44 protein-coding genes are annotated in these 26,021 nt (G+C 55.3%); 41 read left to right on the top strand and 3 right to left on the bottom strand.

From position 1 onward, the window contains the following. The first annotated feature begins 391 nt into the window (after window positions 1–391). The 38 genes from rpsJ (at window position 392) to F560_RS0114080 (ending at window position 21,884) form a co-directional block, all read left to right on the top strand. Complete coding sequence (gene rpsJ / locus F560_RS0114265; protein ID WP_019006420.1) at window positions 392–700, top strand: 30S ribosomal protein S10; 309 nt, start codon at window positions 392–394, stop codon at window positions 698–700. Window positions 701–754: 54 nt separating this feature from the next. Further along, window positions 755–1,378: a 50S ribosomal protein L3 gene (rplC, locus tag F560_RS0114260; protein ID WP_019006419.1), complete on the top strand. Its 624-nt coding sequence runs from the start codon at window positions 755–757 to the stop codon at window positions 1,376–1,378. 27 nt (window positions 1,379–1,405) lie between these two features. After that, window positions 1,406–2,029 carry a 50S ribosomal protein L4 gene (gene rplD / locus F560_RS0114255; protein WP_019006418.1) on the top strand — a complete coding sequence of 208 codons (624 nt, stop codon included), beginning with the start codon at window positions 1,406–1,408 and terminating at the stop codon, window positions 2,027–2,029. After that, window positions 2,029–2,322: a 50S ribosomal protein L23 gene (gene rplW, locus F560_RS0114250; RefSeq protein WP_019006417.1), complete on the top strand. Its 294-nt coding sequence runs from the start codon at window positions 2,029–2,031 to the stop codon at window positions 2,320–2,322. The genes rplD and rplW overlap by 1 nt, the downstream gene beginning before the upstream one ends. Before the next feature lie 28 nt (window positions 2,323–2,350). After that, on the top strand, window positions 2,351–3,178 hold the full coding sequence (rplB, locus tag F560_RS0114245) for a 50S ribosomal protein L2 (RefSeq protein WP_019006416.1): 828 nt from the start codon (window positions 2,351–2,353) through the stop codon (window positions 3,176–3,178). Window positions 3,179–3,241: 63 nt separating this feature from the next. Then, complete coding sequence (rpsS, locus tag F560_RS0114240) at window positions 3,242–3,523, top strand: 30S ribosomal protein S19 (RefSeq protein ID WP_019006415.1); 282 nt, start codon at window positions 3,242–3,244, stop codon at window positions 3,521–3,523. Between the two features lie 54 nt (window positions 3,524–3,577). Continuing rightward, window positions 3,578–3,916, top strand: a complete 339-nt coding sequence (gene rplV / locus F560_RS0114235) for a 50S ribosomal protein L22 (RefSeq protein ID WP_019006414.1) — start codon at window positions 3,578–3,580, stop codon at window positions 3,914–3,916. 13 nt (window positions 3,917–3,929) lie between these two features. Next, window positions 3,930–4,595 (top strand): 30S ribosomal protein S3, encoded by a 666-nt coding sequence (rpsC, locus tag F560_RS0114230; protein WP_019006413.1) that lies wholly within the window; start codon window positions 3,930–3,932, stop codon window positions 4,593–4,595. Window positions 4,596–4,597: 2 nt separating this feature from the next. Continuing rightward, window positions 4,598–5,035, top strand: a complete 438-nt coding sequence (gene rplP, locus F560_RS0114225; protein ID WP_019006412.1) for a 50S ribosomal protein L16 — start codon at window positions 4,598–4,600, stop codon at window positions 5,033–5,035. Beyond that, window positions 5,022–5,222, top strand: a complete 201-nt coding sequence (gene rpmC, locus F560_RS0114220; RefSeq protein ID WP_019006411.1) for a 50S ribosomal protein L29 — start codon at window positions 5,022–5,024, stop codon at window positions 5,220–5,222. Before rplP ends, rpmC begins: the two co-directional genes overlap by 14 nt. A 43-nt stretch (window positions 5,223–5,265) precedes the next feature. Continuing rightward, entirely contained in the window at window positions 5,266–5,529 is a 264-nt protein-coding gene (gene rpsQ / locus F560_RS0114215) for a 30S ribosomal protein S17 (RefSeq protein ID WP_019006410.1), read from the top strand. A gap of 36 nt (window positions 5,530–5,565) precedes the next feature. After that, a complete protein-coding gene (gene rplN, locus F560_RS0114210) occupies window positions 5,566–5,934 on the top strand; it encodes a 50S ribosomal protein L14 (RefSeq protein WP_019006409.1) in 369 nt (122 codons plus the stop codon). 42 nt (window positions 5,935–5,976) lie between these two features. Beyond that, complete coding sequence (gene rplX, locus F560_RS0114205) at window positions 5,977–6,330, top strand: 50S ribosomal protein L24 (RefSeq protein WP_019006408.1); 354 nt, start codon at window positions 5,977–5,979, stop codon at window positions 6,328–6,330. 35 nt (window positions 6,331–6,365) lie between these two features. Continuing rightward, window positions 6,366–6,908: a 50S ribosomal protein L5 gene (gene rplE, locus F560_RS0114200; RefSeq protein ID WP_019006407.1), complete on the top strand. Its 543-nt coding sequence runs from the start codon at window positions 6,366–6,368 to the stop codon at window positions 6,906–6,908. Between the two features lie 53 nt (window positions 6,909–6,961). Next, window positions 6,962–7,147, top strand: coding sequence for a type Z 30S ribosomal protein S14 (locus F560_RS25085; protein WP_083932085.1), 186 nt, complete (start codon window positions 6,962–6,964; stop codon window positions 7,145–7,147). Between the two features lie 30 nt (window positions 7,148–7,177). Next, a complete protein-coding gene (gene rpsH / locus F560_RS0114195) occupies window positions 7,178–7,576 on the top strand; it encodes a 30S ribosomal protein S8 (RefSeq protein WP_019006406.1) in 399 nt (132 codons plus the stop codon). A 30-nt stretch (window positions 7,577–7,606) separates the two neighbouring features. Further along, complete coding sequence (rplF, locus tag F560_RS0114190; RefSeq protein WP_019006405.1) at window positions 7,607–8,149, top strand: 50S ribosomal protein L6; 543 nt, start codon at window positions 7,607–7,609, stop codon at window positions 8,147–8,149. Window positions 8,150–8,203: 54 nt separating this feature from the next. Next, window positions 8,204–8,572: a 50S ribosomal protein L18 gene (rplR, locus tag F560_RS0114185; protein ID WP_019006404.1), complete on the top strand. Its 369-nt coding sequence runs from the start codon at window positions 8,204–8,206 to the stop codon at window positions 8,570–8,572. 31 nt (window positions 8,573–8,603) lie between these two features. Continuing rightward, window positions 8,604–9,101 (top strand): 30S ribosomal protein S5, encoded by a 498-nt coding sequence (rpsE, locus tag F560_RS0114180; RefSeq protein WP_026298291.1) that lies wholly within the window; start codon window positions 8,604–8,606, stop codon window positions 9,099–9,101. Between the two features lie 12 nt (window positions 9,102–9,113). Next, entirely contained in the window at window positions 9,114–9,299 is a 186-nt protein-coding gene (rpmD, locus tag F560_RS0114175) for a 50S ribosomal protein L30 (protein WP_019006402.1), read from the top strand. A gap of 54 nt (window positions 9,300–9,353) precedes the next feature. After that, window positions 9,354–9,797, top strand: coding sequence for a 50S ribosomal protein L15 (rplO, locus tag F560_RS0114170; RefSeq protein WP_019006401.1), 444 nt, complete (start codon window positions 9,354–9,356; stop codon window positions 9,795–9,797). Then, complete coding sequence (gene secY, locus F560_RS0114165) at window positions 9,797–11,101, top strand: preprotein translocase subunit SecY (RefSeq protein WP_019006400.1); 1,305 nt, start codon at window positions 9,797–9,799, stop codon at window positions 11,099–11,101. Before rplO ends, secY begins: the two co-directional genes overlap by 1 nt. 65 nt (window positions 11,102–11,166) lie before the next feature. After that, window positions 11,167–11,811, top strand: a complete 645-nt coding sequence (locus F560_RS0114160; protein WP_019006399.1) for an adenylate kinase — start codon at window positions 11,167–11,169, stop codon at window positions 11,809–11,811. A gap of 6 nt (window positions 11,812–11,817) precedes the next feature. Continuing rightward, window positions 11,818–12,570: a type I methionyl aminopeptidase gene (map, locus tag F560_RS0114155; RefSeq protein ID WP_019006398.1), complete on the top strand. Its 753-nt coding sequence runs from the start codon at window positions 11,818–11,820 to the stop codon at window positions 12,568–12,570. A 10-nt stretch (window positions 12,571–12,580) separates the two neighbouring features. Then, window positions 12,581–12,889, top strand: coding sequence for a KOW domain-containing RNA-binding protein (locus F560_RS0114150; RefSeq protein ID WP_019006397.1), 309 nt, complete (start codon window positions 12,581–12,583; stop codon window positions 12,887–12,889). A gap of 2 nt (window positions 12,890–12,891) precedes the next feature. Further along, complete coding sequence (gene infA, locus F560_RS0114145; RefSeq protein ID WP_015253312.1) at window positions 12,892–13,107, top strand: translation initiation factor IF-1; 216 nt, start codon at window positions 12,892–12,894, stop codon at window positions 13,105–13,107. A gap of 63 nt (window positions 13,108–13,170) precedes the next feature. Further along, window positions 13,171–13,284, top strand: a complete 114-nt coding sequence (gene rpmJ / locus F560_RS0114140) for a 50S ribosomal protein L36 (protein ID WP_003333770.1) — start codon at window positions 13,171–13,173, stop codon at window positions 13,282–13,284. Window positions 13,285–13,303: 19 nt separating this feature from the next. Then, the gene (gene rpsM, locus F560_RS0114135; protein WP_019006395.1) at window positions 13,304–13,672 is read left to right on the top strand and encodes a 30S ribosomal protein S13; all 369 of its coding nucleotides are present in this window, start codon (window positions 13,304–13,306) and stop codon (window positions 13,670–13,672) included. Window positions 13,673–13,690: 18 nt separating this feature from the next. Beyond that, window positions 13,691–14,089: a 30S ribosomal protein S11 gene (gene rpsK, locus F560_RS0114130; RefSeq protein ID WP_019006394.1), complete on the top strand. Its 399-nt coding sequence runs from the start codon at window positions 13,691–13,693 to the stop codon at window positions 14,087–14,089. 166 nt (window positions 14,090–14,255) lie between these two features. After that, a complete protein-coding gene (locus tag F560_RS0114125; protein WP_019006393.1) occupies window positions 14,256–15,200 on the top strand; it encodes a DNA-directed RNA polymerase subunit alpha in 945 nt (314 codons plus the stop codon). A gap of 23 nt (window positions 15,201–15,223) precedes the next feature. After that, on the top strand, window positions 15,224–15,589 hold the full coding sequence (gene rplQ, locus F560_RS0114120) for a 50S ribosomal protein L17 (protein WP_019006392.1): 366 nt from the start codon (window positions 15,224–15,226) through the stop codon (window positions 15,587–15,589). Between the two features lie 134 nt (window positions 15,590–15,723). Then, entirely contained in the window at window positions 15,724–16,512 is a 789-nt protein-coding gene (truA, locus tag F560_RS0114115) for a tRNA pseudouridine(38-40) synthase TruA (RefSeq protein WP_026298290.1), read from the top strand. Between the two features lie 277 nt (window positions 16,513–16,789). Next, the gene (gene rplM, locus F560_RS0114105; RefSeq protein ID WP_019006390.1) at window positions 16,790–17,227 is read left to right on the top strand and encodes a 50S ribosomal protein L13; all 438 of its coding nucleotides are present in this window, start codon (window positions 16,790–16,792) and stop codon (window positions 17,225–17,227) included. 20 nt (window positions 17,228–17,247) lie between these two features. After that, window positions 17,248–17,640, top strand: a complete 393-nt coding sequence (gene rpsI, locus F560_RS0114100; RefSeq protein ID WP_019006389.1) for a 30S ribosomal protein S9 — start codon at window positions 17,248–17,250, stop codon at window positions 17,638–17,640. Between the two features lie 144 nt (window positions 17,641–17,784). Then, on the top strand, window positions 17,785–18,477 hold the full coding sequence (locus tag F560_RS0114095; protein WP_019006388.1) for a phosphoadenylyl-sulfate reductase: 693 nt from the start codon (window positions 17,785–17,787) through the stop codon (window positions 18,475–18,477). A 122-nt stretch (window positions 18,478–18,599) separates the two neighbouring features. Continuing rightward, window positions 18,600–19,778, top strand: a complete 1,179-nt coding sequence (sat, locus tag F560_RS0114090; protein WP_019006387.1) for a sulfate adenylyltransferase — start codon at window positions 18,600–18,602, stop codon at window positions 19,776–19,778. A 108-nt stretch (window positions 19,779–19,886) separates the two neighbouring features. Beyond that, complete coding sequence (gene cwlD / locus F560_RS0114085) at window positions 19,887–20,645, top strand: N-acetylmuramoyl-L-alanine amidase CwlD (RefSeq protein ID WP_026298289.1); 759 nt, start codon at window positions 19,887–19,889, stop codon at window positions 20,643–20,645. Window positions 20,646–20,708: 63 nt separating this feature from the next. After that, on the top strand, window positions 20,709–21,884 hold the full coding sequence (locus tag F560_RS0114080) for an Mrp/NBP35 family ATP-binding protein (RefSeq protein ID WP_019006385.1): 1,176 nt from the start codon (window positions 20,709–20,711) through the stop codon (window positions 21,882–21,884). An 83-nt stretch (window positions 21,885–21,967) separates the two neighbouring features. Here the strand turns inward: F560_RS0114080 and F560_RS25620 are convergent, their stop codons facing one another. Then, a complete protein-coding gene (locus F560_RS25620) occupies window positions 21,968–22,285 on the bottom strand; it encodes a hypothetical protein (protein ID WP_156829000.1) in 318 nt (105 codons plus the stop codon). Window positions 22,286–22,342: 57 nt separating this feature from the next. After that, window positions 22,343–23,017 carry a spore germination lipoprotein GerD gene (gene gerD / locus F560_RS0114075; protein WP_019006384.1) on the bottom strand — a complete coding sequence of 225 codons (675 nt, stop codon included), beginning with the start codon at window positions 23,015–23,017 and terminating at the stop codon, window positions 22,343–22,345. Window positions 23,018–23,207: 190 nt separating this feature from the next. Between gerD and F560_RS0114070 the strand changes: the two genes are divergently transcribed. Further along, window positions 23,208–23,819 (top strand): KinB-signaling pathway activation protein, encoded by a 612-nt coding sequence (locus tag F560_RS0114070; RefSeq protein ID WP_019006383.1) that lies wholly within the window; start codon window positions 23,208–23,210, stop codon window positions 23,817–23,819. On the opposite strand, the gene pdaB is transcribed toward F560_RS0114070, so the two are convergent. Next, the gene (gene pdaB, locus F560_RS0114065) at window positions 23,816–24,613 is read right to left on the bottom strand and encodes a polysaccharide deacetylase family sporulation protein PdaB (protein ID WP_019006382.1); all 798 of its coding nucleotides are present in this window, start codon (window positions 24,611–24,613) and stop codon (window positions 23,816–23,818) included. The genes F560_RS0114070 and pdaB overlap by 4 nt on opposite strands. Before the next feature lie 109 nt (window positions 24,614–24,722). Between pdaB and F560_RS0114060 the strand changes: the two genes are divergently transcribed. Then, complete coding sequence (locus F560_RS0114060) at window positions 24,723–25,346, top strand: stage II sporulation protein M (RefSeq protein ID WP_019006381.1); 624 nt, start codon at window positions 24,723–24,725, stop codon at window positions 25,344–25,346. Window positions 25,347–25,532: 186 nt separating this feature from the next. Then, on the top strand, window positions 25,533–25,754 hold the full coding sequence (locus F560_RS0114055; RefSeq protein ID WP_019006380.1) for a hypothetical protein: 222 nt from the start codon (window positions 25,533–25,535) through the stop codon (window positions 25,752–25,754). Window positions 25,755–26,021 lie beyond the last annotated feature (267 nt).

The raw sequence follows: 26,021 nt of genomic DNA, 5'->3' as shown, positions 1-26,021 counted from the left end.
AATCCTCATTAGAACATTGACAACCCATATGACTTTGTTTGTTTAGAATCCAAACAAAGATAAGCATTCCGGTTGCGGACGAGTTTATCGAACGGGAGCGAATTCGCCGCATGCAATCCGGCTTATATATAATAAGTAGAAATATGTTTGGACAAGCCGAAATCGCGATATCGGTCCGGTTGAAATCGTTTTTGAAAACCGCCAAAAATTTGTTGCAATCGCTTAGGCAGATCGCTATAATAGTGAATGTTGGTCTGTGACTGTGCGATGATGCGGGAGGTTGCCGACACACCCGGCTCCTTTGCCATAGAGGAGTGGACGGGGCGCTGCCGGGTTATTCTCGCGGAGTATGTCCGATTCCAAAATTGGGCGAATGAAGGAGGGAATTTCTATGGCGAAGCAAAAAATCCGCATCCGTTTGAAAGCCTACGATCACCGCATTCTGGATCAATCCGCGGAGAAGATTGTAGACACGGCTAAGCGCACCGGAGCCGGCGTATCCGGTCCGATTCCGCTGCCGACCGAAAAGCAGGTCATCACGATCCTGCGCGCGGTTCACAAATACAAGGATTCGCGGGAACAATTCGAAATGCGCACGCACAAGCGCTTGATTGACATTGTCAATCCGACGCCGCAAACGGTTGACGCGCTGATGCGTCTGGATCTGCCGTCCGGCGTGGATATCGAAATCAAGCTCTAATATGCTTTGCAAATTCCAGGACAATAGACTGCAGGAAAGAAAAGAGGTGTCAACATGAAAGGGATCTTGGGACGTAAGATCGGAATGACGCAAGTATTCGCAGCCGACGGCAACGTCGTGCCGGTTACGGTTGTCGAAGCGACTCCGAACGTCGTGCTTCAAAAGAAAACGGAAGAGAACGACGGTTACCAAGCAATCCAGCTGGGCTTCTCCGACAAGCGCGCCAAATCGGCGAACAAACCGGAGATCGGCCATGCGAAAAAAGCCAACACGGCGCCCAAGCGCTTCATTCGCGAGATCAGAGGCGCGTCCGATCTGGAAGTCGGAGCGGAAGTAAGAGTTGACATATTCGCAGAAGGCGAGTTTGTTGACGTAACGGGAATCTCCAAAGGTAAAGGAACGGCTGGCGCCATCAAACGTTGGGGCTTCCAACGCGGTAAGATGAGCCACGGTTCCAAGTACCATCGCGGCAACGGTTCGCTCGCCACGATTCGCGACGCCAACCGCGTGCCGAAAGGCAAAAGAATGCACGGTCGTCTCGGTCACGAAACGGTGACGGTGCAAAACCTTGAAATCGTTAAAGTCGACGCTGAACGCAACGTGCTGCTGATCAAGGGTTCCATTCCGGGCACCCGCAACAGCTTTGTCAAAATCCGTTCTTCGGTGAAGAAATCCTAATAACGTCTTTGGAAAGGAGGACCACACATGCCGAAAGTGGCTGTATATAACGTGAGCGGCAGTCAGGTCGGAGAGATCGAACTGGCTGAGAGCGTGTTTGGGGTTACCCCGAATACTCACGTCCTGCACAGCGCAGTCGTGAATCAGCTCGCATCCGTTCGCCAAGGTACGCACAAAACGAAAGGCCGTTCCGAAGTTCGCGGCGGCGGCCGCAAACCCTGGAGGCAAAAAGGCACCGGCCGCGCCCGTCAAGGCAGCATCCGCGCTCCGCAATGGAAAGGCGGCGGTACGGTCTTTGGCCCGACTCCGCGCAGCTATGGCTTCAAGCTTCCGCGCAAAGTTCGCCGTCTGGCGATCAAATCGGCTTTGTCCAGCAAAGTCATCGGAGGCGAAATCATCGTTCTTGATCAACTGAGCCTGGCTCAACCGAAAACGAAGGAATTCGCCAACATTCTGAACAATCTCAAGGTCGAGCGCAAGGCGCTTGTCGTTACGTCCGAGTACGAGAATAACGTGGCCCTGTCCGCGCGCAACATTCCGGGAGTGAAGTTCGTTCCCGCAACCGGAATCAACGTGCTGGACGTTATGGTGCATGACAAGCTCATCATCACCAAAGATGCGGTCGCCAAAGTCGAGGAGGTATTCGCGTAATGAAAAACCCTCGCGATATTATCAAACGGCCGGTCATCACGGAACGCACGAGCGAGTTCATCAACGACCTCAAATATGTGTTCGAAGTTGACATCAAGGCTAACAAGACGGAAATCAAGCAAGCGGTCGAACAAATCTTCAAAGTGAAGGTTGTCAGCGTCAACACGATGCGGGTGCCGGCTAAGCCGCGCCGTTACGGCCGCCACTCCGGGTACACCTCGGAATGGAAAAAAGCGATCGTGCAGCTTGCCGAAGGCAGCAAGCCGCTCGAATTCTTTGAAGCGTCTGTGTAAAATCTCTTGAGGTAAGGAGGGAAAACCAGTGCCAGTCAAAAAGTTTAAACCGACGTCGCCGAGCCGTCGCCAAATGACGGTATCCACGTTCGAAGAAATTACGACGTCGCAACCTGAGAAATCGCTGCTCGCGCCTCTGCCGAAGCGCGCAGGCCGCAACAATCAAGGGAAAATCACGGTTCGTCACCAAGGCGGCGGACACAAGCGCAAATATCGGATCATCGACTTCAAGCGGAACAAGGACGGCATTCCCGGCCGCGTCGCTACGATCGAATACGATCCGAACCGCACGTCGTACATCGCGCTTATCAACTACCTGGACGGCGAGAAACGTTATATCATCGCTCCCAAAGGCTTGAAAGTCGGCGATGAGATTCGTTCCGGCGCAGATGCGGACATCAAAGTCGGCAACGCGCTGCCGCTCGAAAACATTCCGGTTGGTACGGTTATCCACAACATCGAATTGAAGCCGGGCAAAGGCGGACAACTTGTTCGCGCTGCCGGTACGGAAGCTCAGCTTCTCGGTAAAGAAGACAAGTATGTGACGATTCGTCTTGCTTCCGGCGAAATCCGCCGCGTGCTGAAGCAATGCCGCGCGACGATCGGCTCCGTAGGCAACCAAGACCACGAGCTGATCAACATCGGTAAAGCCGGCCGTTCCCGCAACATGGGCAGACGTCCTGTCGTTCGCGGTGTCGTCATGAACCCGGTAGACCACCCGCACGGCGGTGGCGAAGGCCGCGCTCCGATCGGCCGCAAATCGCCGATGTCCCCGTGGGGCAAACCGACGCTCGGCTACAAAACCCGCAAGAAGAAAAAAGCTTCAAGCCAATATATCGTTCGCCGCCGCAAGTAAGCCTAACTCGCCTGGCGGCGAATACGGCCAGCCCTCATTTCGGGTTGAAAGGAGGATTTTACCATGGGTCGCAGCTTGAAAAAAGGACCTTTCGTGGACGACTATCTGCTTAAGAAAGTCGAAGCCCTGAACGAGTCCAACAAAAAAGTCGTCATCAAAACGTGGTCCCGCCGTTCGACGATTTTCCCGCAATTCGTCGGCCATACGTTCGCCGTATACGACGGACGCAAACACGTACCGGTCTATGTGACGGAAGACATGGTCGGTCACAAGCTTGGGGAATTCGCTCCGACGCGTACGTATAAAGGGCATACGGACGACGACAAGAAAACGGGCAGAAGATAAACCGCACGGGCGCCGGGCGACCGGCGAACGTAACGTACGGAAGGAGGTACAACAATGGCACAACAAGCGAAAGCCGTTGCGCGCTACATTCGCATTCCGGCCCGCAAAGTCCGGCTGGTCGTAGACCTGATCCGCGGCAAGCAGGTAGGCGAAGCGGTCGCTATTCTGCGCCATACGCCGCGTTCGGCATCTCCGGTAGTGGAAAAATTGCTGAACTCCGCAGTGGCGAATGCTGAACACAACTACCAAATGGACGTGAACAAGCTGTACATCTCGGAAGCTTACGTGAACGAAGGTCCGACCCTGAAACGGTTCCAGCCGCGTTCGCAAGGCCGTGCGTTCAGCATCTTGAAGCGGACCAGCCATATTACGCTGGTCGTATCCGAAAAATAAGGAGGGACAACGTGTGGGTCAAAAGGTAAATCCGGTCGGTCTTCGCATCGGCATTATCCGCGATTGGGAATCCAAATGGTATGCCGACAAGGACTTCGGCGATCTTCTGATGGAAGACGTCAGAATCCGCGAATTCCTTAAAAATAAATTGAAAGACGCAGCGGTATCGCATATCGAAATCGAACGTGCGGCCAACCGCGTCAACGTTACGATTCACACTGCCAAGCCGGGCATGGTAATCGGCAAAGGCGGCGCCGAAGTCGAAGTGCTTCGCAACGAATTGACGAAGCTGACGAAAGGCAAGAAAGTTCATATCAATATCTCCGAAATCAAAAATCCGGAACTGGACGCTATTCTGGTCGCGGAAAGCATCGCCCAACAGCTGGAACGCCGCATTTCGTTCCGCCGGGCCATGAAGCAAGCGATCCAACGCACGCTGCGCGCCGGCGCAAAAGGCATCAAAACGTCGGTCAGCGGCCGTCTGGGCGGAGCCGAAATCGCGCGTACGGAAGGCTACAGCGAAGGTACCGTGCCTCTGCACACGCTGCGCGCCGACATCGACTACGGCACGGCTGAAGCTCATACGACCTACGGACGCATCGGCGTGAAAGTTTGGATCTATCGCGGCGAGGTCCTTCCGGCGAAGAAAAAGAAAGCCGCTGAGGAAGGAGGCAACTGATCATGTTGGTCCCTAAACGCGTCAAACACCGCAAACAGCATCGCGGTAAAATGAAAGGTCAAGCCAAGGGCGGCACGACGGTAAGCTTCGGCGAATACGGCCTTCAAGCGCTGGAACCCTCTTGGGTTACGAACCGTCAAATCGAAGCGGCCCGTATCGCCATGACCCGTTACATCAAGCGGGGCGGTAAAGTTTGGATCAAGATTTTCCCTTCCAAGCCGATCACCCAAAAACCGCTTGAAGTTCGGATGGGTAGCGGTAAAGGTAACGTTGAAAAATGGGTAGCCGTTGTCAAACCGGGCAAAGTCCTGTTTGAACTCGCCGGCGTGTCCGAAGAGGTTGCACGCGAAGCGATGCGTCTTGCGGCGCACAAGCTGCCGATCAAGACGAAGTTTGTGAAACGCGAAGAACTGGGTGGTGAAGCAAATGAAGGCCAGTGAATTCCGTAACCTGACTTCGGCTGAAATCGAACAGAAGGTGGCCGGTTTCAAGGAAGAGCTGTTCAACCTCCGTTTCCAACTGGCTACCGGCCAATTGGATAACCCGCACCGCATCCGCGAGCTGCGCAAACAAATAGCCCGGGCCAAAACCATTTTGCACGAACGTGAACTTGGCATCGGTTCCTGACCGGCCATAAACCCGAATACCGTACTCGGGAAGGAGGATTACCATGAGCGAACGCAACGCCCGCAAGGTGCAGATCGGCAAGGTCGTCAGCGACAAGATGGACAAAACGATCGTCGTTGCTGTCGAAACGTACAAAAAGCACAGCCTGTACCATAAACGCATCAAATACACGAAGAAGTTCAAAGCGCATGACGAGAACAACGAAGCGAAAATTGGCGATACCGTGAAAATCATGGAGACCCGTCCGCTGTCCAAAGACAAAAGATGGCGCCTGGTCGAAATCACCGAGAAAGCCGTTATTCTCTAATACCTTCACTTCTGTGACTGAAAGGAGGAACCCGCGATGATTCAACCGTTTACGAGACTGGCCGTTGCTGACAACTCGGGAGCTAAGGAACTGATGTGCATTCGCGTGCTCGGCGGTACGGGACGTCGTGTCGGTCACATCGGGGACCTGATCGTTGCTTCCGTCAAACAAGCAACACCAGGGGGCGTTGTCAAGAAAGGCGATGTCGTGAAATGCGTGATCGTACGCACGAAGCGCCCTGTACGCCGCAAAGACGGCTCCTATATCGCGTTCGACGAGAATGCGGCCGTTATCGTTAAGGAAGACAAGAGCCCGCGCGGTACCCGGATCTTCGGACCTGTCGCTCGCGAGCTGCGCGAACGCGATTTTATGAAAATCATTTCCTTGGCGCCGGAAGTCCTGTAACCTCCGCAGCGTCCCAAGTAAAACAGGCTAGGAGGTGTACCCATGCCCCGTTTGAAAAAAGTGCTGGAATCGCACAACAATAAATTGCACGTGAAGAAGGACGACACCGTCATTGTCATCACCGGTAAAGACAAGGGGAAGAAGGGTCGCGTCATCGCCGCTTACCCGCGCGAAAACCGCGTGCTGGTCGAAGGCGTGAACTTGGTCAAGAAGCATACCCGTCCTTCCACGAAGAATCCGCAAGGCGGAATCATCGAGCAGGAAGCCCCGATTCACGTGTCCAACGTGATGCACGTCGATCCGAAAACCGGCAAACCGACCCGGATTGGCTACAAAGTGCTTGAGAACGGCAAAAAGGTTCGGATTGCCAAGCGTTCCGGCCAAGAAATCGACTGATTGCAATCCTTATGGAAAGGAGGTCGCTCCGAAACATGGCAGCAAGATTGAAAGAACGTTTTCTGAACGAAGTTACTCCTGCGTTGATGCAGCGGTATAACTATAAATCGGTTATGCAGGTGCCGAGAATCGAGAAAGTCGTCATCAACATGGGCGTAGGCGACGCGGTCCAAAACTCCAAGGTGCTGGACTCCGCGGTCGAAGACCTGCAACGAATCGCCGGCCAAAAACCGGTCATCACCCGCGCGAAGAAGTCGATCGCCGGCTTCCGCCTGCGCGAGAACGCTCCGATCGGCGCGAAAGTAACGCTCCGCGGAGACCGGATGTACTACTTCCTTGACAAGCTGTTCAACATTGCGCTTCCGCGCGTTCGCGACTTCCGCGGCGTATCGGCAAAATCGTTCGACGGACGCGGCAACTATACGCTGGGCGTGAAAGAACAGCTGATCTTCCCGGAAATCGAATACGACAAGGTCGATAAGATTCGCGGGATGGATATCGTAATCGTAACGACTGCCAAAACGGACGAAGAAGCGCGTGAACTGCTGGCCCAATTGGGCATGCCGTTCTCGAAGTGACGTCGCCCACCCGGCCATGATGCCAAGGGACCCATCGGGAGGTGTGAAAGCAAGTGGCAAAAACGTCGATGATAGTCAAGCAAAAACGCGCACCGAAGTTTAAAGTCCGTGCTTACACGCGGTGCGAGCGTTGCGGACGTCCGCATTCCGTGCTGCGTAAGTTCAAAATTTGCCGGATTTGTTTCCGCGAATTAGCGTATAAAGGCCAGATTCCTGGCGTTAAAAAAGCGAGCTGGTAATCAGCCTAGTAACGGAAGGAGGTTTACCTCATGGTTATGTCTGACCCCATTGCCGATATGCTGACGCGCATTCGTAACGCGAACCTGGTTCGCCACGAGACGGTCGAGCTTCCTGCGTCCAAAGTGAAAAAGCAGATTGCCGAGATCCTCAAGCGCGAAGGCTTTATTCGCGATGCCGAATATATCGAAGACAACAAGCAAGGCCTGATCCGTATTTTCCTGAAATACGGTCAGAACAACGAGCGCGTCATTACGGGCCTGAAGCGCATCAGCAAACCCGGTTTGCGCGTATACACGAAAGCGAACGAAATTCCGCGCGTCCTGGGCGGCCTCGGAATCGCGATCATTTCGACGTCGAAAGGCATCGTCACCGACAAGGAAGCCCGTCAATTCAAAACCGGCGGCGAAGTTCTCTGCTACGTCTGGTAATACAACCCGCAAACGATTGGAGGTGTCCCCATGTCCCGTATCGGACGCAAACCGATCCAGGTGCCTAACGGCGTGAACGTGACCCTGGAAGACAACCAAATTACAGTCAAAGGGCCGAAAGGTTCCTTGTCCCGCGTTTTGCATAAAGATATGAAGGTAACGGTCGACGGCAACGTCATCACGATCGAACGTCCTTCCGATCACAAGCTGCACCGCTCCTTGCACGGTACGACCCGTTCGCTCGTCGCGAACATGGTGAACGGTGTTACGGAAGGCTACTCGAAGAGCCTTGAGCTGGTGGGCGTCGGTTATCGCGCGAGCAAGTCCGGCAACAAGCTTGTGCTGAACGTAGGTTACTCCCATCCGGTTGAGTTCGAGCCGGAAAACGGCATCGAATTCGAAGTGCCGGCCCAAAACAAAATCATCGTCAAAGGCATCGACAAGGAGCTTGTCGGCGCTACGGCTGCGAAGATCCGCGCCGTTCGCGAGCCCGAGCCGTACAAGGGCAAAGGCATCAAGTACGAGAACGAGCGCATCATCCGCAAGGAAGGCAAAGCAGGCAAAAAGAAATAAGGTCTCGGCGGCGTAAGGCCGCATAAGGCAATGTGAAAGGAGTGAACTCCGGAAATGATCACCAAAGGCGATAAAAACAAAGCCCGTCTGAAACGGCATCTGCGCGTTCGCAAAAAAATCAGCGGCACAGCCGAACGTCCTCGCCTGTCCGTGTTCCGTTCCTCGAAGCACATTTACGCTCAGCTGATCGACGACGTCAAAGGCGTTACGCTCGCATCCGCGTCGACGCTCGACAAGGAGCTGGCATCGCAAATCAAAAACGGCGGCAACGTCGAATCCGCGGCTAAAGTCGGCGAACTGATCGCCAAGCGCGCGAAGGAAAAAGGTTACGAACGGGTCGTATTCGACCGCGGCGGCTACCTGTATCACGGACGTATCCAAGCGCTGGCCGACGCAGCCCGCGAGGCCGGACTTCAGTTTTAATTCACTACGGGTATAAGGAGGGTAAATGAACTTGCGTGTAGATCCGAATACGTTGGAACTTACTGAAAAAATGGTCCAGATCAACCGCGTATCCAAAGTCGTCAAAGGCGGACGCCGCTTCAGCTTCAGCGCGCTGGTCGTCGTCGGCGACGGCAAAGGATGGGTCGGCGCTGGCATCGGCAAAGCGTCCGAAGTTCCGGATGCGATCCGCAAAGGCGTGGAAGACGCGAAGAAAAACCTGATTTACGTTCCGCTGGTTGGAAAGACGATTCCGCATTCCGTCATTGGTCATTTCGGCGCCGGCAAAGTGCTGCTGAAACCGGCATCCGAAGGTACGGGCGTCATCGCGGGCGGACCTGTCCGCGCCGTGCTTGAGCTGGCCGGAGTCGGCGATATTTTGACGAAATCGTTGGGCTCTTCCAACGCCATCAACATGGTTCATGCGACGTTGGAAGGACTCTCCCGACTGAAACGCGCCGAAGACGTGGCGAAGCTCCGCGGCAAAACCGTGGAAGAGCTGTTAGGTTAAGGAGGGGACACAATGGCGAAGTTGCAGATCACCCTCGTTCGCAGCCTGATTGGCCGTCCGGAAGTCCAACGCAGGACGGTGCAGTCGCTCGGTCTGCGCAAGCTGAACCAATCGGTTGTCAAAGAAGACAACGCTGCGATCCGCGGCATGATCAACCATGTCAGCCACTTGGTCCAAGTGCAAGAGATCAACGGCTGAATTAAACGATAAAGCAAAAGCAAACGCAAATCACTCAAGGAGGTGCGACTAACGATGAAATTGCATGAACTTTCTCCTGCGAAAGGCTCCAAGTTCAGCCGCAAACGCGTCGGTCGCGGCATCGGCAGCGGAATGGGCAAAACGTCCACCCGCGGCCACAAAGGCCAAAATGCCCGTTCCGGTGGCGGCGTTCGTCCCGGCTTCGAGGGTGGCCAAAACCCGCTGTACCGTCGTCTTCCCAAGCGCGGTTTCAACAACGACCGTTTCGCTCTGGAGTTCGCGATCGTGAACTTGGATCAACTGAGCGGCTTCGAAGCAGGCACGGAAGTTACGCCTGAACTGCTGATCGAAAAGGGGATCGTCAAAAACCCGAAAGACGGCATCAAGGTGCTGGCAAACGGCGAACTGAACGTGCAGCTGACTGTCAAAGCGCATAAGTTTTCGAAATCTGCAGTAGAAAAAATTCAGGCCGCCGGCGGTAAAACCGAGGTGATCTAATGTTCGCGACCGTCACCAACATTTGGAAAGTTGAGGACCTTCGCAAGAAGATCCTGTTTACCCTTTTCATCCTGCTTGTCTATCGCGTAGGTTCCTTCATCCCGGTTCCGAACATTGACAAAGACGTACTCAAAATGGCGAACGAGCAGGGCAACGAATTGTTCGGCCTGCTCAACACGTTCTCCGGCGGCGCCTTGTTTCAATTCTCCATCTTTGCGCTAGGGATCATGCCTTACATCACGGCGTCCATCATCGTGCAGCTGCTCTCGATGGACGTCATCCCGAAATTCGCCGAGTGGGCGAAGGAGGGCGAGAACGGCAAGCGCAAGCTGGCGCAGGTAACGCGTTACGGGACGGTCATTTTGGCGCTTATTCAAGCGTTCGCTACGGCAATCGGGTTCAACCGGATTTACAATTATGATATGGTGCTGAATCCATCTGTCGCCACCTACATCATGATTGCGATCGTGTTGACGGCAGGTACCTCTTTCCTAATGTGGCTTGGTGAACAAATCAACGAAAAAGGCATCGGCAACGGCATTTCCATTCTGATGTTCGCTGCGATCGTCTCCCGCATTCCGACGTATATCCGCGATATTTACGTGGATAAATTCGTGAACGCGGACGACCAGCTGTTCATGAATATCGTGCAAATGCTTTTGATTGTTGTGTTCATCATTGCGATGATCGTCGGGGTCATCTTCATCCAGCAAGGCGTGCGGAAGATTCCGGTGCAGTACGCAAAGCGCGTCGTCGGCCAGAAAATGTACGGCGGCCAATCGACGCACATTCCGCTGAAAGTCAACGGCGCCGGCGTGATTCCGGTCATCTTCGCTTCCTCGTTGCTGATGTTCCCGATTACCATTGCTCAATTCTGGGCAGGCCATGGTTGGGCGAACTGGATCATCAATCACTTGTACTACGACAAACCGCTCGGTATGGTGCTTTACGTTCTGCTGATCATCGGATTCACGTTCTTCTATACGTTCGTGCAATTCAATCCTCAGCAGCTTGCCGACAACATGAAGAAGAACGGCGGGTACATTCCGGGCATCCGTCCGGGCAAACCGACCTCGGGCTACCTGGTGCGCGTCATTACCCGCATCACGCTGGCCGGCGCGATTTTCCTCGCGATCATCTCGGTCATCCCGGTGTTCTTCGGCGCGGTATTCGGTCTGCCGAGAAGCGTTCAATTGGGCGGCACGTCGCTGCTCATCGTTGTCGGCGTCGCGCTTGAAACGATGAAGCAGGTTGAAAGCCAACTGATCAAACGCCACTACAAAGGGTTTATCAATAAAAAGTAGGAACCAACTTCAACGGCGGCGCCCGTTTTTCGGGCAAAGCTGTTCACGCCTCGGGAGGAACAACAATGAACATCCTGTTTATGGGGCCTCCAGGCGCCGGCAAAGGCACGCAGGCCGAAAGGATTGTAGCCGAGTTCGGCATTCCGCACATCTCGACCGGCGATGCGTTTCGTTTGGCCATGAAGGAAGGCACTCCGCTTGGCCAGAAGGCGAAGGAATATGTGGATAAAGGCTTGCTCGTTCCCGACGAAGTCACCAACGGGATCGTGCGCGACCGGATTTCCCAGGACGATTGCAAAAGCGGGTTTCTGCTCGACGGATTCCCGCGCACGCTCGCCCAGGCGGAAGCGCTGGACGCGATGCTTGCCGAAATGGGCCGCCAAATCGATCACGTCATCAACCTGAAGGTGGATCGAAGCTTTCTGCTCACCCGCCTGACGGGACGCCGGATCTGTAAAGAGTGCGGCACCACCTACCACATTGTGTTCAACCCGCCTAAGGTGCCCGGCGTTTGCGACAAGGACGGCGGAGAACTGTACCAGCGCTCCGACGACACGGAAGAGAAGGTCGGTACCCGTTTGGACGAATACACAAGCAAGACCGCTCCGCTGCTCGATTACTACGCCGGCAAAGGTTTACTCCGAGAAGTCAACGGAGAGAAGGAAATCGATGCGGTGACGGCCGACATCGCTTCTCTCCTCAGAGGGTAGCCGATTATGATTATATGCAAGTCGGAAGCGGAATTGAGCTTGATGCGCGAAGCCGGACGGATCGTTGCCGAGACCCATCGCCTGCTCAAGCAGGCGCTCGTTCCGGGCATTACGACCGCCGAATTGGACCGGATGGCCGAAGAATTTATCCGAAGCCAGGGTGCCGTACCTTCTTTTAAAGGCTATAACGGTTTTCCCGCCAGCATCTGCACCTCCGTCAACGAGGAACTCGTCCACGGGTTCCCCGGTCCGCGGAAGCTGAATGAGGGCGATATCATCAGCATCGACATTGGCGCACAGTTTAGGGGATACCACGGCGACTCCGCCTGGACCTACGGCGTCGGCAAGATCAGCGAGGAGGCGCAGCGGCTTCTCGACGTAACCGAAGCTTCCCTGTACGCCGGTCTTGCGCTTGTCAAGCCGGACGTCCGTCTGTTCACGGTATCGCACGGGATTCAGAAAGTGGTGGAGGAAGCCGGTTTTTCGGTCGTTCGCGAATATGTCGGACACGGCATCGGCACGAAATTGCACGAAGAGCCGCAAATCCCGAACTACGGCATCCCGGACCGCGGGCCGAGGCTTAAGGTCGGCATGACGCTGGCCATCGAGCCGATGGTCAACGCGGGCGAACGCTACGTGAAGACGTTGGCCGACAACTGGACGGTCGTGACCGTGGACGGTTCCCTGTGCGCGCATTTCGAGCATACGATTGCCGTAACCGAAGACGGGTATGAGATTTTGACCCGAACGGAAGCTTAGGTGAATCGCGATGACGGAACAAGCAAGGTTGTCTCCCGGAGACATCGTGAGAAGCCGGCGCGGGAAAGACGAAGATCAGCTCATGGTCGTCATCGCGCTCGAGGGAGACCGGTTCGCCTTCGTAGCGGATGGCGATCGTCGCCGGTTCGATCGTCCGAAGCGCAAAAACGTGCTGCATCTCGAACCGATCGGGATCAAAAGCGAAGAAGTCGCAAGCAGCCTTCGCGAAACCGGACGCGTCACGAACGGGAAGCTACGTTTTGCGATCGTAAATGCAAAGCGACAGCTTGAAGCGCATGCTGAAGAGAAAGGAGAATGACGGTGGCCAAAGAGGACGTCATTGAGGTGGAAGGAACGGTCATCGAACCGCTGCCGAACGCAATGTTCAGAGTGGAGCTCGAGAACGGACACCAGATTCTGGCGCACGTCTCCGGCAAACTGCGGATGCACTTTATCCGTATCCTTACGGGAGATAAAGTGGTGATTCAACTGTCGCCGTATGATCTGACGCGGGGCCGTATCACCTACCGCAAATAATTCGTCCGGTCTGCCATCCGCGTGACGATCGAATAAGATCGTACATTAAGGAGGTTATCAATCATGAAGGTGAGACCTTCGGTCAAGCCGATTTGCGAAAAGTGCAAGGTCATCCGCCGAAAAGGCAACGTGATGGTCATCTGCGAAAATCCGAAACACAAACAAAAACAAGGTTAAGAGGAGGTGCTTCTTACGCATGGCACGTATTGCTGGTGTTGACCTTCCCCGCGACAAGCGCGTGGAAATTGCCCTGACGTATATCTTCGGGATCGGCAAAACGACTTCCCAGAAGATTCTCGCGACGGCCGGCATCAACCCGGATACCCGCGTTCGCGACCTGACGGAAGATGAAGTATCCCGTCTGCGCGAGACGATCGACAAATCGTACAAGGTAGAAGGCGACCTGCGCCGCGAGATCGCGCTGAACATCAAGCGTCTCGTCGAAATCGGCTGCTATCGCGGCATCCGTCACCGTCGCGGTCTTCCGGTCCGCGGCCAACGCACCAAAACCAATGCCCGCACGCGCAAAGGTCCGCGCCGTACGGTTGCGAACAAGAAAAAATAATAGGGGGGGATAACCAACATGGCACAAAAGGCCAAGAAAGTGGTCCGCACCAAACGCCGCGATCGGAAAAATATCGAATCGGGCGTAGCCCACATCCGTTCGACTTTCAACAACACGATCGTTACGATTACCGACCCGCACGGCAATGCTATTTCCTGGGCAAGCTCCGGCAACATGGGCTTCAAGGGATCGCGCAAAAGCACGCCTTTCGCCGCGCAAATGGCAGCGGAAGCCGCCGCTCGCGCTGCAATGGAGCATGGCATGCGTGTTGTTGAAGTCATGGTCAAGGGCCCCGGCGCCGGCCGCGAAGCGGCGATCCGTTCGCTGCAAGCAGCCGGACTTGAAGTCAGCATGATCAAAGACGTCACTCCGATTCCTCACAACGGATGTCGTCCTCCGAAACGCCGTCGCGTTTAATACGCGTGTTGCAATGTGGTATCAAACAAAAACAACTTGTGAATAATGGTTGTAATGGTTAGGCATACTACATGGTTTGCCCTTCGGAACACATCGCAGCTTTGATGGGGCAAAACAATGGCAACGTCAGCGATGCAGCGCGACGTTTTGAAGGAGGGTTATGGTTGTGATTGTGATCGAAAAGCCGAAAATTGAGACGGTGGAGATACACGAAGACAGAAGGTACGGTCGTTTTGTCGTGGAGCCGCTGGAACGCGGCTACGGCATGACGTTGGGCAACTCCCTCCGGCGCATTCTGTTGTCGTCCCTGCCGGGCGCTGCCGTTGTATCGGTGCAGATTGACGGCGTTCTTCACGAGTTCTCCACCGTTCCGGGCGTCATTGAGGATGTTACGGAAATTATCCTCAATCTGAAGCGTCTGTCGCTGAAGATTCATTCGGAAGAGGAGAAAGTGCTCGAGATTGATGCCGAAGGCGAAGGCGTTGTGACGGCCGGAGATATCAGGGCGGACAGCGACGTGGAAATCCTGAATCCGGATTTGCATATCGCGACTTTGGCGTCCGGAGCGCGGCTTCATATGCGCATCTTCGCCAAGCAAGGTCGCGGTTACGTCCCGGCGGATCGCAATAAAAAAGAGGATCAGCCGATCGGGGTCATTCCTGTCGATTCGATCTACACGCCGATTACCCGCGTCAACTATAAAGTCGAGAATACCCGTGTCGGCCAAGTGACCAACTACGACAAGCTCACGCTTGAAGTATGGACGGACGGAAGTATCCGACCGGAAGAAGCGGTCAGTCTGGGCGCGAAGATCTTAACGGATCACTTGTCGTTGTTCGTCGGGTTAACCGACGAGGCCAAGGACACCGAGACAATGAAGGAGAAGGAAGAAGACAAGAAAGAGAAAGTGCTCGAGATGACGATCGAAGAGCTCGATCTTTCGGTCCGCTCCTACAACTGTCTCAAACGGGCCGGCATCAACACGGTTCAAGAGCTGATCACCAAATCCGAGGAAGATATGATGAAGGTCCGCAACCTGGGCCGCAAGTCTTTGGAGGAAGTGCAGGAGAAGCTCGAAGAATTGGGTCTCGGCCTTCGCGTAGAAGAATAAAGACAGCAAGGAGGGAAAGACCGATGGCATATCAAAAACTGAGTCGCGATTCCAGCTCCCGGAAGGCTCTCTTCCGCGACCTGGTAACCGACTTGTTCCTTTATGAACGCATCCAAACGACGGAAGCGAAAGCGAAGGAAGTGCGTTCGATCGCCGAGAAGCTCATCACCCTGGCTAAACGCGGCGATCTGCACGCGCGTCGCCAAGCGGCGGCTTTCGTGCGCAGGGAGACGCTGAACGGCGAGCAAGACGCCATCCAAAAACTGTTCTCCGATCTGGCAACCCGTTACAAGGAACGTCCGGGCGGTTATACGCGTATTCTGAAGCTGGGCCCCCGTCGCGGCGATGCGGCTCCGATGGTTTACCTGGAGCTTGTGGACCGCGCGTAAGAGCGGAGCAAGAAAGGATGGACCGAACCTGCGTTCGGATCATCCTTTTTTTGTGGCCTGAACCCAGCCGGACAGCCCGCAAGATGGCGGGCATTCGGCAGCGAGGCGGCAGGACGCGAAGGGGAGTGAAAGCGTTGAGGAACGTTTGCCTGCTCGTAAGTTATGACGGAACGGCATACAACGGCTATCAAAGCCAGCCTGGCGGCAACACGATCCAGGACAAGCTCGAGGAAGCGATCGAACAGCTGACGGGCGAGCGGACGCGCGTTACCGGTTCGGGACGGACCGACGCCGGCGTCCACGCCAGAGGGCAAGTCGTGAACTTTCCGACCGAATCGCGCATCCCGATCGAACGGTGGGCTCTTGCGCTCAACGCCCGTCTGCCGAACGATATCGTCGTGCGCGACGCCATCGAAGTTCCGCCGGCATTCCACTCCCGGCACGATGCCATCCGCAAAACCTACCGCTACACGATCCGATGCGACCGGTTTCCCGACGTCTTCACCCGGCATTATGCGCTTCACCATCATGCTCCGCTTCGTTTTGACGCGATGCGCGAAGGGCTTAAGCACCTTTTGGGGGAGCACGATTTTACCTCGTTCGCCACGCCCGGACCGGTCAAGCCGCATTATGTCCGAACGATTTACGACGCCCGGCTCACGGTGGAGAACGAAGGGGAGAAAGGCGAAGGTCGCGGCACCGCGCATTTGTTTTTGACCGGGAACGGTTTTTTATATAATATGGTGCGCATTATCGCGGGCACGCTTCTGCAGGTGGGAGAAGGGAAGCGGGAACCGTCCGACATCGCCCGGATTCTGGCCGCGAAAGACCGCACCCAAGCCGGGCCGACCGCACCTCCGCACGGGCTTGTGTTATGGCAGGTCGAGTATGCGGCGGAGTGGGGAATTGTATGGAACGGATAAGCGAGGCGAAACGGCCGATTTTAGCCGTAAACGGCAAATTTCAACTTGCGAAACCGGTCATTTTCATGTAAGATATTAGTTGCGTGTTCTTCAGGCTTCCCACGGCCCCGTTGAAGAATGCCGAAGATGCAAGTTCCATGCGAAATCGCCGAAATTCTGTCCCGAAGCAGAATCGGATGATTCGTATGCGTGTTTTTTAACAATGGATAACGAAATGAAATGAATATGCCAGTTGACATACAACGGAACAGGCCATTCTTTTGAAGGAGGATGTTACATGCGCACCACTTACATGGCGAAGCCGAACGAAGTCGAACGCAAATGGTACGTGATCGACGCCGAAGGCAAAACGCTCGGACGTCTTGCCAGCGAAGCCGCATCCCTCATTCGCGGCAAACATAAACCGGAATTTACTCCGCACGTGGATACGGGCGATTTCGTCATCATCATCAACGCGGAGAAAGTTGTGCTGACCGGCAAGAAGCTGCAGCAGAAGAAGTACTACACCCACTCGCAATACCCGGGCGGACTGAAGACGACGACCGCCGGCCAAATGCTCGCCAACAAGCCGCAACGGCTTATTGAGCTTGCCGTTTACGGCATGCTGCCGAAGAACAAGCTCGGACGCCAGCTTCAATCGAAGCTGAAAGTCTACGCAGGCGCGGAACACCCGCACCAAGCTCAACAACCTGAAGTTTACGAACTTCGCGGTTAATCGAAAGGGAGGACCTACCAATGGCTCAAGCGCAATATATTGGAACAGGCCGTCGTAAACATTCGGTTGCGCGCGTACGTCTCGTACCGGGTGAAGGCCGCATCGTGATTAACAAACGCGATATCGACGACTATTTCGGTCTTGAAACGCTGAAGCTGATCGTTAAGCAGCCGCTGGCTCTGACGGAAACGCTCGGCAAATACGATGTTCTCGTGCTGGCGCACGGGGGCGGCATTTCCGGCCAAGCCGGCGCAATCCGCCACGGCATTTCCCGCGCTCTGCTCAAAGCGGATCCGGAGCTGCGCGGTACGTTGAAGAAAGCCGGCTTCCTGACGCGCGACCCGCGGATGAAAGAACGGAAGAAATACGGCCTCAAAGCGGCTCGCCGCGCGCCTCAATTCTCCAAACGTTAATGCGCATGTCCAAGCCTTCTCGCCGAACTGCGGCGGGAAGGCTGTTTGTTTTTCGGTCGAATTTTACATTGAATAATCCGATAAGATAACGTATAATTTTAGTGCCTTTATTTTGTACCTACTTGTCAGCAGGGGGTTAAACGGATGAATTTATTGGAAAAGGAAGCGCTGATCCGCGAAAAAGCGGAGGAATTCGAGAACGCTTCGCCCGAAACGGTAATCCGCTGGGCCGTCGAGACGTTTCCGAACATCACCTTCGCCTGCAGCTTCGGCGCCGAAGATGTCGTGCTGGTAGACATGCTTCAGAAAATCAGTCCGAAAACGGACATTTTCTATCTCGATACCGACTTTCACTTCAAGGAAACGTATGAAACGCGCGATCGGCTGGCGCAAAGGTACGGGCTGGAATTCATCCAGGTCAAGCCGAAGCTTACGCCGGAGGAACAGGCTTCCGAATATGGCGACGAGCTGTGGAAACGGGATCCGAACGCCTGCTGCAACCTGCGCAAGGTTGAACCCCTGACGCGCATACTGAATAAATATGACGCATGGATTACGGGCATTCGCCGCGATCAGGCTCCCACCCGCGCCAACGCGAAGAAGGTGGAGTACGACACGAAATTCGGTCTTGTCAAATTCAATCCGCTTGCAGCCTGGACTTCCGACGACGTGTGGAATTACATTCGCGAGCACGATGTGATTTACAATCCGCTCCACGACCAAAGCTATCCCAGCATCGGCTGCGAACATTGCACGCGTCCGGTTAAGCCGGGCGAAGACCCGCGTGCGGGACGCTGGTCCGGTACCGACAAGATCGAGTGCGGCTTGCATAAATAAGACGAATCCAGAAGCCCGAAGTCAGCCAGGCGGCAGGCTTTCGCGAGACGGGACGGCACGATCGCGAACGCGGGCGGCCGTCGGCCGGCTGGCGGGCTTTTTTAACGGAGAGGAAGAGAAGCATGAGCGCAATTCAACCGCATGGCGGAACATTGGTGAACCGGGTGGCCGAAGGCGCTGAGCGCGAGGCTTTGCTGAGCGAGGCCGCAGGTCTTGCCAAGATTCCGGTTAACAATTGGACGATTTCCGATATGGATCTGATTGGCGTCGGCGCCTTCAGTCCGCTGACGGGTTTCATGAACGAGCAGGACTACAACTCGGTCGTGAACAACATGCGCCTGGCGAACGGAACGGTATGGAGCATCCCGATTACGCTGGCCGTAACGTCGGATCAGGCCGCCTCCCTGAAGGTCGGGCAGAGAGCGGCGCTTGTCGGCGAGAGCGACGGCGTCATCTACGGCGTGATCGAGATCGAAAGCATTTATCAAGTCGATCAGAAGCACGAAGCCGTGCAAGTGTTCAAAACCGACGACCTGGAACATCCCGGCGTCGTAAAGCTGTTCGATCGCCCGAACACCTATGTGGGCGGTCCGATCCGGGTGCTGAACCGCCCGCAGCCGGAGAAATTCAACGAGTATTACTTCGACCCGGCCGAAACGCGCCGCATCTTCGCGGAGAAAGGCTGGAGAACGGTTGTCGGCTTCCAGACGCGCAACCCGGTTCACCGCGCCCACGAATATATCCAGAAGGCGGCCATGGAAATCGTAGACGCCCTGTTCCTCAATCCGCTCGTCGGCGAGACCAAGTCGGACGACGTTCCGGCGGACGTCCGGATGAAGAGCTATGTGGCGCTGCTGGAACATTATTATCCGAAGGACCGCGTATTTCTGGGCGTGTTTCCGGCGGCGATGCGCTACGCGGGACCGCGCGAGGCGGTATTTCACGCCATCGTCCGCAAAAACTACGGCTGCACGCACTTTATCGTCGGCCGCGACCACGCGGGCGTAGGCGATTACTACGGCACGTATGAAGCGCAGGATTTGCTCCGTACGTTTACCGCCGAAGAGCTGGGCATTACGCCTTTGTTCTTCGAGCACAGCTTTTTCTGCAAAAAATGCGGCAATATGGCCTCCAGCAAAACGTGCCCGCACGGCAAAGAAGACCATCTGACGCTGTCCGGCACGAAAGTCCGCGCCATGCTGCGCGACGGCATTTGCCCGCCGCCTGAGTTCTCCCGCCCGGAAGTCGCCCGAATTCTGATCGAAGGCATGGCGGAAGCGAGCAAATCCTATTCGATCTGATCATAGGCGCTCCTTTAAAGAGCATGAATAAATGTCCACCTTGTCCCATATGATGTAGCGTACATCGGGACGGGGTGGATATTTGTGTTGAAGAACCGTTTTAAACGCATGGGAAAACCGAATAGACGCTATGGTTTCGTCGTATGGGTCACGCGCCAGGGGCTGCTTCGTTTGGCGGCGCTGCTCGGCTTAACCGCGCTGACGGTCGTCGTGCTGTCGAGCGAGATTCCGGCCGCCCGGACCTGGTCGTTCTGGTCGCTTCCGCTTTCGGGCAAAGTGATCGCGCTCGACGCCGGCCACGGCGGCGCTGACGGCGGGGCGGTCAGCAGGGACGGGGTCATCGAGAAGGACATCAATTTGGCCATCGCTTTGTATTTGCGCGATTATTTGCAGCAGGCGGGAGCGCTCGTCGTCCTGACGCGCGAGGGCGATTACGATTTGGCGGGATCGGAGGTAAAAGGCTATTCGCGGCGAAAGACGGAGGATCTTCAGCGCCGGGTGCAAACCATCAAGGAGAAACACGCGGATCTGGCGCTCAGCATTCATCTGAACAGCATTCCGTCTCCGGCCTGGTCCGGGGCGCAAACGTTCTTTAATCCGGCGCTGCCGGAAAGCGAGCGGTTGGCCGCGGTGCTGCAGCGGGAAATTCGCGAAACGCTCGCCAATACGAACCGGACCCCGCTGAAAAACGAGAGCGTCTACTTGCTCAAGGCGCTGGATATGCCCTCGGCGTTGGTGGAGGTCGGATTTCTGTCCCATCCGGACGAGTCGAAACTGTTGGCGGACGAGGACTACCAGAAGAAGGTGGCCGCCGCCCTTTACAGAGGCATTCTCCGCTACGCCAGCGGAGAAACCGGAAAGCGCTGAACGGCCCGCTGTGCTATAATATCCTGTATGAATCAAAAATGCGAGAAGCGGAGGCAAGGACGGATGGTTACGAGAGAAACCGTACTGGAGCGGCTGCAATCGGTTGCCGAGCCGACGCTGCAGCGTCCGTTGGTTGCGCTGGGATTGATCCGGGACGTGATGGTCAAGGGGGACAACGTCTCGCTGACCGTTGTGCTTCATCCCGACAGCATGGCCCAATCCCGGCAAGTGGAGGCGGAATTGGCCGACGCGTTCCATAAAGGAGACGGCGGCGCACTGCATGTGCGATTCCGGGAGATGACGGAACACGAAAAGACGGAAGCGTTGGCCAAGCTGAACCCGTCGGGGACAAACAACGCCCGGGAGGGCGGCGCAGCCCGGCAGGAGGGTCGGCCCGGCGGCAAGCCTGCCCAGAGCGAGGGAACGCCGGCCAAGGGCCACGGCGCGGGGCTGGAGCTGCACCCGCTGTTGCGCCCGGAGAACGGGGTTCAGTTTATCGCCGTCGCCAGCGGCAAAGGGGGCGTAGGCAAGTCGACCGTCACCGTCAACCTGGCGGTGGCGCTGGCGCGCCGCGGCAAGCGGGTCGGCCTTATGGACTGCGACATCTACGGCTTCAGCGTTCCCGATATGATGGGAATCGAGGAACGGCCGGAGCTGGAAGGAGACAAGATTCGCCCGATCGAGCGATTTGGCGTCAAAGTCATTTCCATGGGCTTTTTTGTGGAAGACAACAGCCCGGTCGTATGGCGGGGACCGATGCTTGGGCGCATGCTGCGCAACTTCTTTTCCGACGTCGAATGGGGCGAACTGGACTACGTGCTGCTCGACTTGCCGCCGGGGACGGGGGACGTTGCTCTTGATGTCCACCAGATGATCCCGCAAAGCAAGGAAATCATCGTGACGACTCCGCATGCGACCGCCGCGTTCGTGGCGGCGAGAGCCGGCGCGATGGCGATCAAGACGAATCATGAAATTCTCGGCGTAGTCGAGAACATGTCCTGGTACGAGAGCAAAACCGACGGCACGCGCGAGTACGTGTTCGGCCGCGGGGGCGGGGGCAAGCTGGCGGAGACGCTCGGTACCGAACTGCTGGCGCAATTTCCGCTGGGCGCGCCCGACAACCATCCGTCCGAACCGGATTTTTCCCCAACCGTTTTCAAAGAAAACACGCCAACCGGCCAGCAGTATCTGGAACTGGCGGACAAGCTGATCGCCAAGACCTCGCGTCCGAAAGGCTGACGCATATCTGCAACAGGGATGTCCCCTGATAAACGATTTAACTCAACCTCCAAAAATCGCAGGAAAAGCGGGTTTTTGGAGGTTCATTTTTTGCGCGCCGGATGCGCTCCAAGAAGCTGCGTAAGGGCAATGGCAACCGATATTTTTTCTTTCGGCACATCCAAGCCGACGTATTTTGTGGTATCCTTTATCGTAAGCAGCTCCTTTGCATGTAGCTCTGAAATGGTTGTGTTGCAACTCCATTTTAACCTACGGATGTGCAAATGGGGCTGTTTTACGTTCATCATAACTTTTGGAGCAATTCGAAAATCCGTTCTCACAGGCGATGCCCCGAAGCGGGGGCTGTAGTTGGCAAGCTGTTCGGCACGGTTAAAAAAAGAAATGGGATGGAGCAGAAGCAACCTCTGCACAATCCCATTTCGGTTCCCGTAACTGCCGGAAGAAACGCCGCCGCTTCTTTACTGCTCGCTGTTTTCACCACCGCCGCCGTCCGATTGGTTTTCGCCGTCCTGGTTGCCGCCTTCGCCTCCGGCTTGCTTTTTTTTGTCCGGGTTGAGCTCTTCCTTGACGACGGTCTGCAGCATCTTCATGATTTCCAGCTTGAAAAGCGGATTCTGTATCGCTTCTTGCACCGCATTCATCATGAGCTGACGGTATTCCGGCATTTTTGTCGATTGGACGAAGATTTTCTGCATTTCGGGGCTTTGAAGAATGGTGATTATTTCCTTCTGATATCCGGGATCCTTCAGCAGATCTTTGTGCAACTGCTTGTTTTCTTTGCTTATCGTTTTGGCGAATTCTCCGGCGAATTTCGGATCGGTCATAATGCCCTGCAGCACTTTATCGTACTCCGGAGAAGTGAGCACGTCTTTGACGGCGATGCGAACCTGTTCCTGATCCTGCGGCGTCAACGACTGCATATGCAGGCTGCTGGCGCCGTATTTGGCCATAGAACCTTTGGCGATCGCCTCCTGGCCTTCGGCAGACCCTAGAATATCGATAACCATGGATTTGACGTCCTTGTAGGTAAGCTGCTCGCCTCCGCCGCTGGATTCTTGGCCGCAGGAGACAAGCATCAATGCCAGCACGGGCAGAATAAGCAATTTGGATAAACGATTTGGCCAATGAAGCATACAAACGTTCTCCCTTCGCTGGGATTCTGGATGTAGTATGCGACAGGAATCGGCCGAATATAAGGGGGCATTCATGGCTTTTTAACTTGAACGTGGTAAAATGGAAGGAAGCGCACTTTCGCCTGAAGCGAATCCGCTATACATGGGATTGATGCCTTAAGGGCCGAAGCGAGGTTTAGGAGGGTCAACGTTGAATTTGCGTAAATGGATGTCGTTGTTCGGAACCAGCATCCTGATCGGATCGGCCGCCGCGGTGATCGTCGGCGCCGCGCTGCAGCTTATGGATTTGGAATTTCGCGATGTCGGGGCAAAAGGTTGGCTGTACAACCTGTTCATGATGGCGCTTGCCGGATTGTCGTTCGGGGCTTTTGCCCATATGGGCTTTTTTGCCTATCTGATGCTCAATTACATTTCGCGGAGCATTTTCAAACGCCCGTATTTATGGGTCGCGACGCAAGGATTTGTAACCGTGTTCGTTCTGGTGGAAATTGTCTACTGGACGTACGGCAGCGATTTTCCCGCCGCGACGTTCTGGGCGCTGCCGCTTGCGCTTACCGCCGCCGCCGCGGTCGTCGCCTGGCGCAAGGCGCATGAGACGACCGCAGGGGCGTATATTCCGACGATGTTCTTCATGATCGCGGTAACGTCGGTTGAGGCGCTGCCGAGCTTCCGTTCGGAGAACATTGCTTCGCTTATTTTTTACCTGATTCCTTTGTTCATTTGCAATGCTTACCAAATTCTCAAGCTGCATCGCATTCTGGACAACACGGTTTCGGAGAACCGGACGGCCCAGGTCAACTAAAAAGAAGGAGCCACCAGTTCGGACCAGGCGGAACGGTCTTCGACCGTTTTGCCTTGCGTTTCGGTTTGGCTGAGCAGCTCCGAGACGGTGGCGAATTCATAGCCTTTGGCCCTGAGCTGATCGATAATCGCCGGCAGCGCTTCGTGCGTCTGCTTGCAGGAATCGCTGGCATGCAGCAAAATGATGTCGCCCGGATGCGCGCGCGTGACGACTCGTTGGATGATGTTGGTTACTCCGGGATTTTTCCAGTCCAGCGAATCGGTGTCCCATTGAATGACTTTATAACCCAGATCTCCGGCGATCTGCAGCACCCGTTTGTCAAAATCCCCGTTCGGCATCCGGATCAGGTTCGGCGCCTTGCCGGTTAATTCCGTCAGAATGCCGTGCGCGGTAGTGATTTGCTTGCGAATTTCCTCGTCGCTGTATTGGCTGTAGTTGTCGTGCTTGTGGCCGTGGCTGCCGATTTCGTATCCTTCGTCGACGATGCGCTTGATGATGTCGGGATGCGTTTTGCTCCAGGGTGACGACAGGAAGAAGGTCGCGTTTTGGACGCCTTTGGCCTTTAGTACATCGAGGATGGGTCCCGCTCTCTTGTCTCCCCAGCTAATGTCGAAAGTAAGGGCCACCACTTTGCGATCGGTCGGCACGTTGTAAATGGCGGCGGGAGGCTGCGGGGCGAATACGCTTATGTTGTCCCTTTCGACCCATACAATTCCGGCGGACAGCAGAGCGGCAAGAACGAGGTAAAAGGTTCGCGCGATGCGGCGTCCGTTAAAGACGAAAAAATGATTCATAGCTGACATTCGGCTCCTTTCCGATTCAAATCGTTCGCAGCAGGGCTTGTTTTACTATCCAATGTATGCTTGGCCAGCTATTATATTCGTTGCATCCGGAGGGATCGTTTTGTTCACCCGCAAAGCTCTTGTGCAGACGTGGAAAGATACCAGGCGGTATGTGGCGTTCGCCGCTATGCTGTTTTTCGCCAGCGTAGTCGTCGGCGGTTCTTCCCAGTCTCCGATGCCGTTTCTCGACGAACAGCTGAAGGCGATCGAAAAGCTTGCCACCGAGGCGAGCGGCTCCGCCAATCCGCAATTGAGCTTTTTCCAGACGATTTTTTTGAACAATATCCGAAGCGTCGTCGCAGCCATGTATTTCGGGATTTTCGCTTGCATCATGCCCATCGCGACGCTTGTGCTGAACGGAATGCTGCTGGGCTATCTTTTCGGCGGCCTTGCGGATCAGGGACATAATGTGTGGCCCATCATCACAAAATCGATTTTGCCGCATGGTATCGTCGAATTTCTCGCGCTGTTTCTGGCCTGCGGAACCGGCATTCGCTTGGGGTATATGTCCGTCAAAGGCTTGTGGAGCGCCTTGCTTGGCAAAGATAAGCCTTGGACCGGTTTTGTCGCTGCGTTAAAAGGTTCGGTTCCGATGCTGCTTGCGATCGTTCTCCTGCTTCTGCTGGCCGCGGTTATCGAAAGCACCTTGACGTATTGGCTTAGCACGAATTCGAAGCTCGCTTAACGGCGGGCTTTTTCTGGTACATGGGGCCCAGGCATGAAGGCAACCTCGTCTTCGCCGCTGCAAAAAAAGGTTCGACTCCCTTATAATCGCGGCCCAAATGGAGCATAACAGTAACACTCGCGCCGGCAAGAGGTTCACGAACGTTCCGGCCGATTCCGCGACTTTACAGGAGGTTCGATTGCCGCCATGCTCGGAATGATGTTTACGGACAAAGAATGCAAGGAACTGGACTATCTGCTGCGCAAAGAAATGGACGAAATGCTGGTCGACATGAGCGACCGCCGTTTGGACGGCCCCATAAAGGAAGCCATCTCCAGACGCTACAAAATCATCTTTCGCATGTACGCGCGAATCGCGCCGCCGCGGGAGCTGTCGCGCTACGCGCTGGGATTAAAAACGCAGCACTGAAGGACGTGCAGGGAAAATAAAAAAAGTTTAAAAAAAGGGGTTGACTAGGGTTGGGGGATATGATAAATTATCTCTCGCGCCTCGCAATGAGGCGAAACAACATCGCAAATGTGCGCAGAGGTTGATTGTGCAAAAACAAAAAAACCTCTTGCAATCGGATGTGAAGTTGTGATATATTAATCGAGTCGCTGTTATGACGGCGACGCGATAGCGAAGGCCTACGGGCCAAGCGATTGCTCCTTGAAAACTGAACATCGAGCGTAATTC

Source organism: Cohnella laeviribosi DSM 21336, from assembly GCF_000378425.1.
Lineage (GTDB): Bacteria > Bacillota > Bacilli > Paenibacillales > Paenibacillaceae > Cohnella > Cohnella laeviribosi.
Note: the sequence above shows the minus strand (reverse complement) of the source record. Positions and strands in the feature narration are given on the sequence as shown.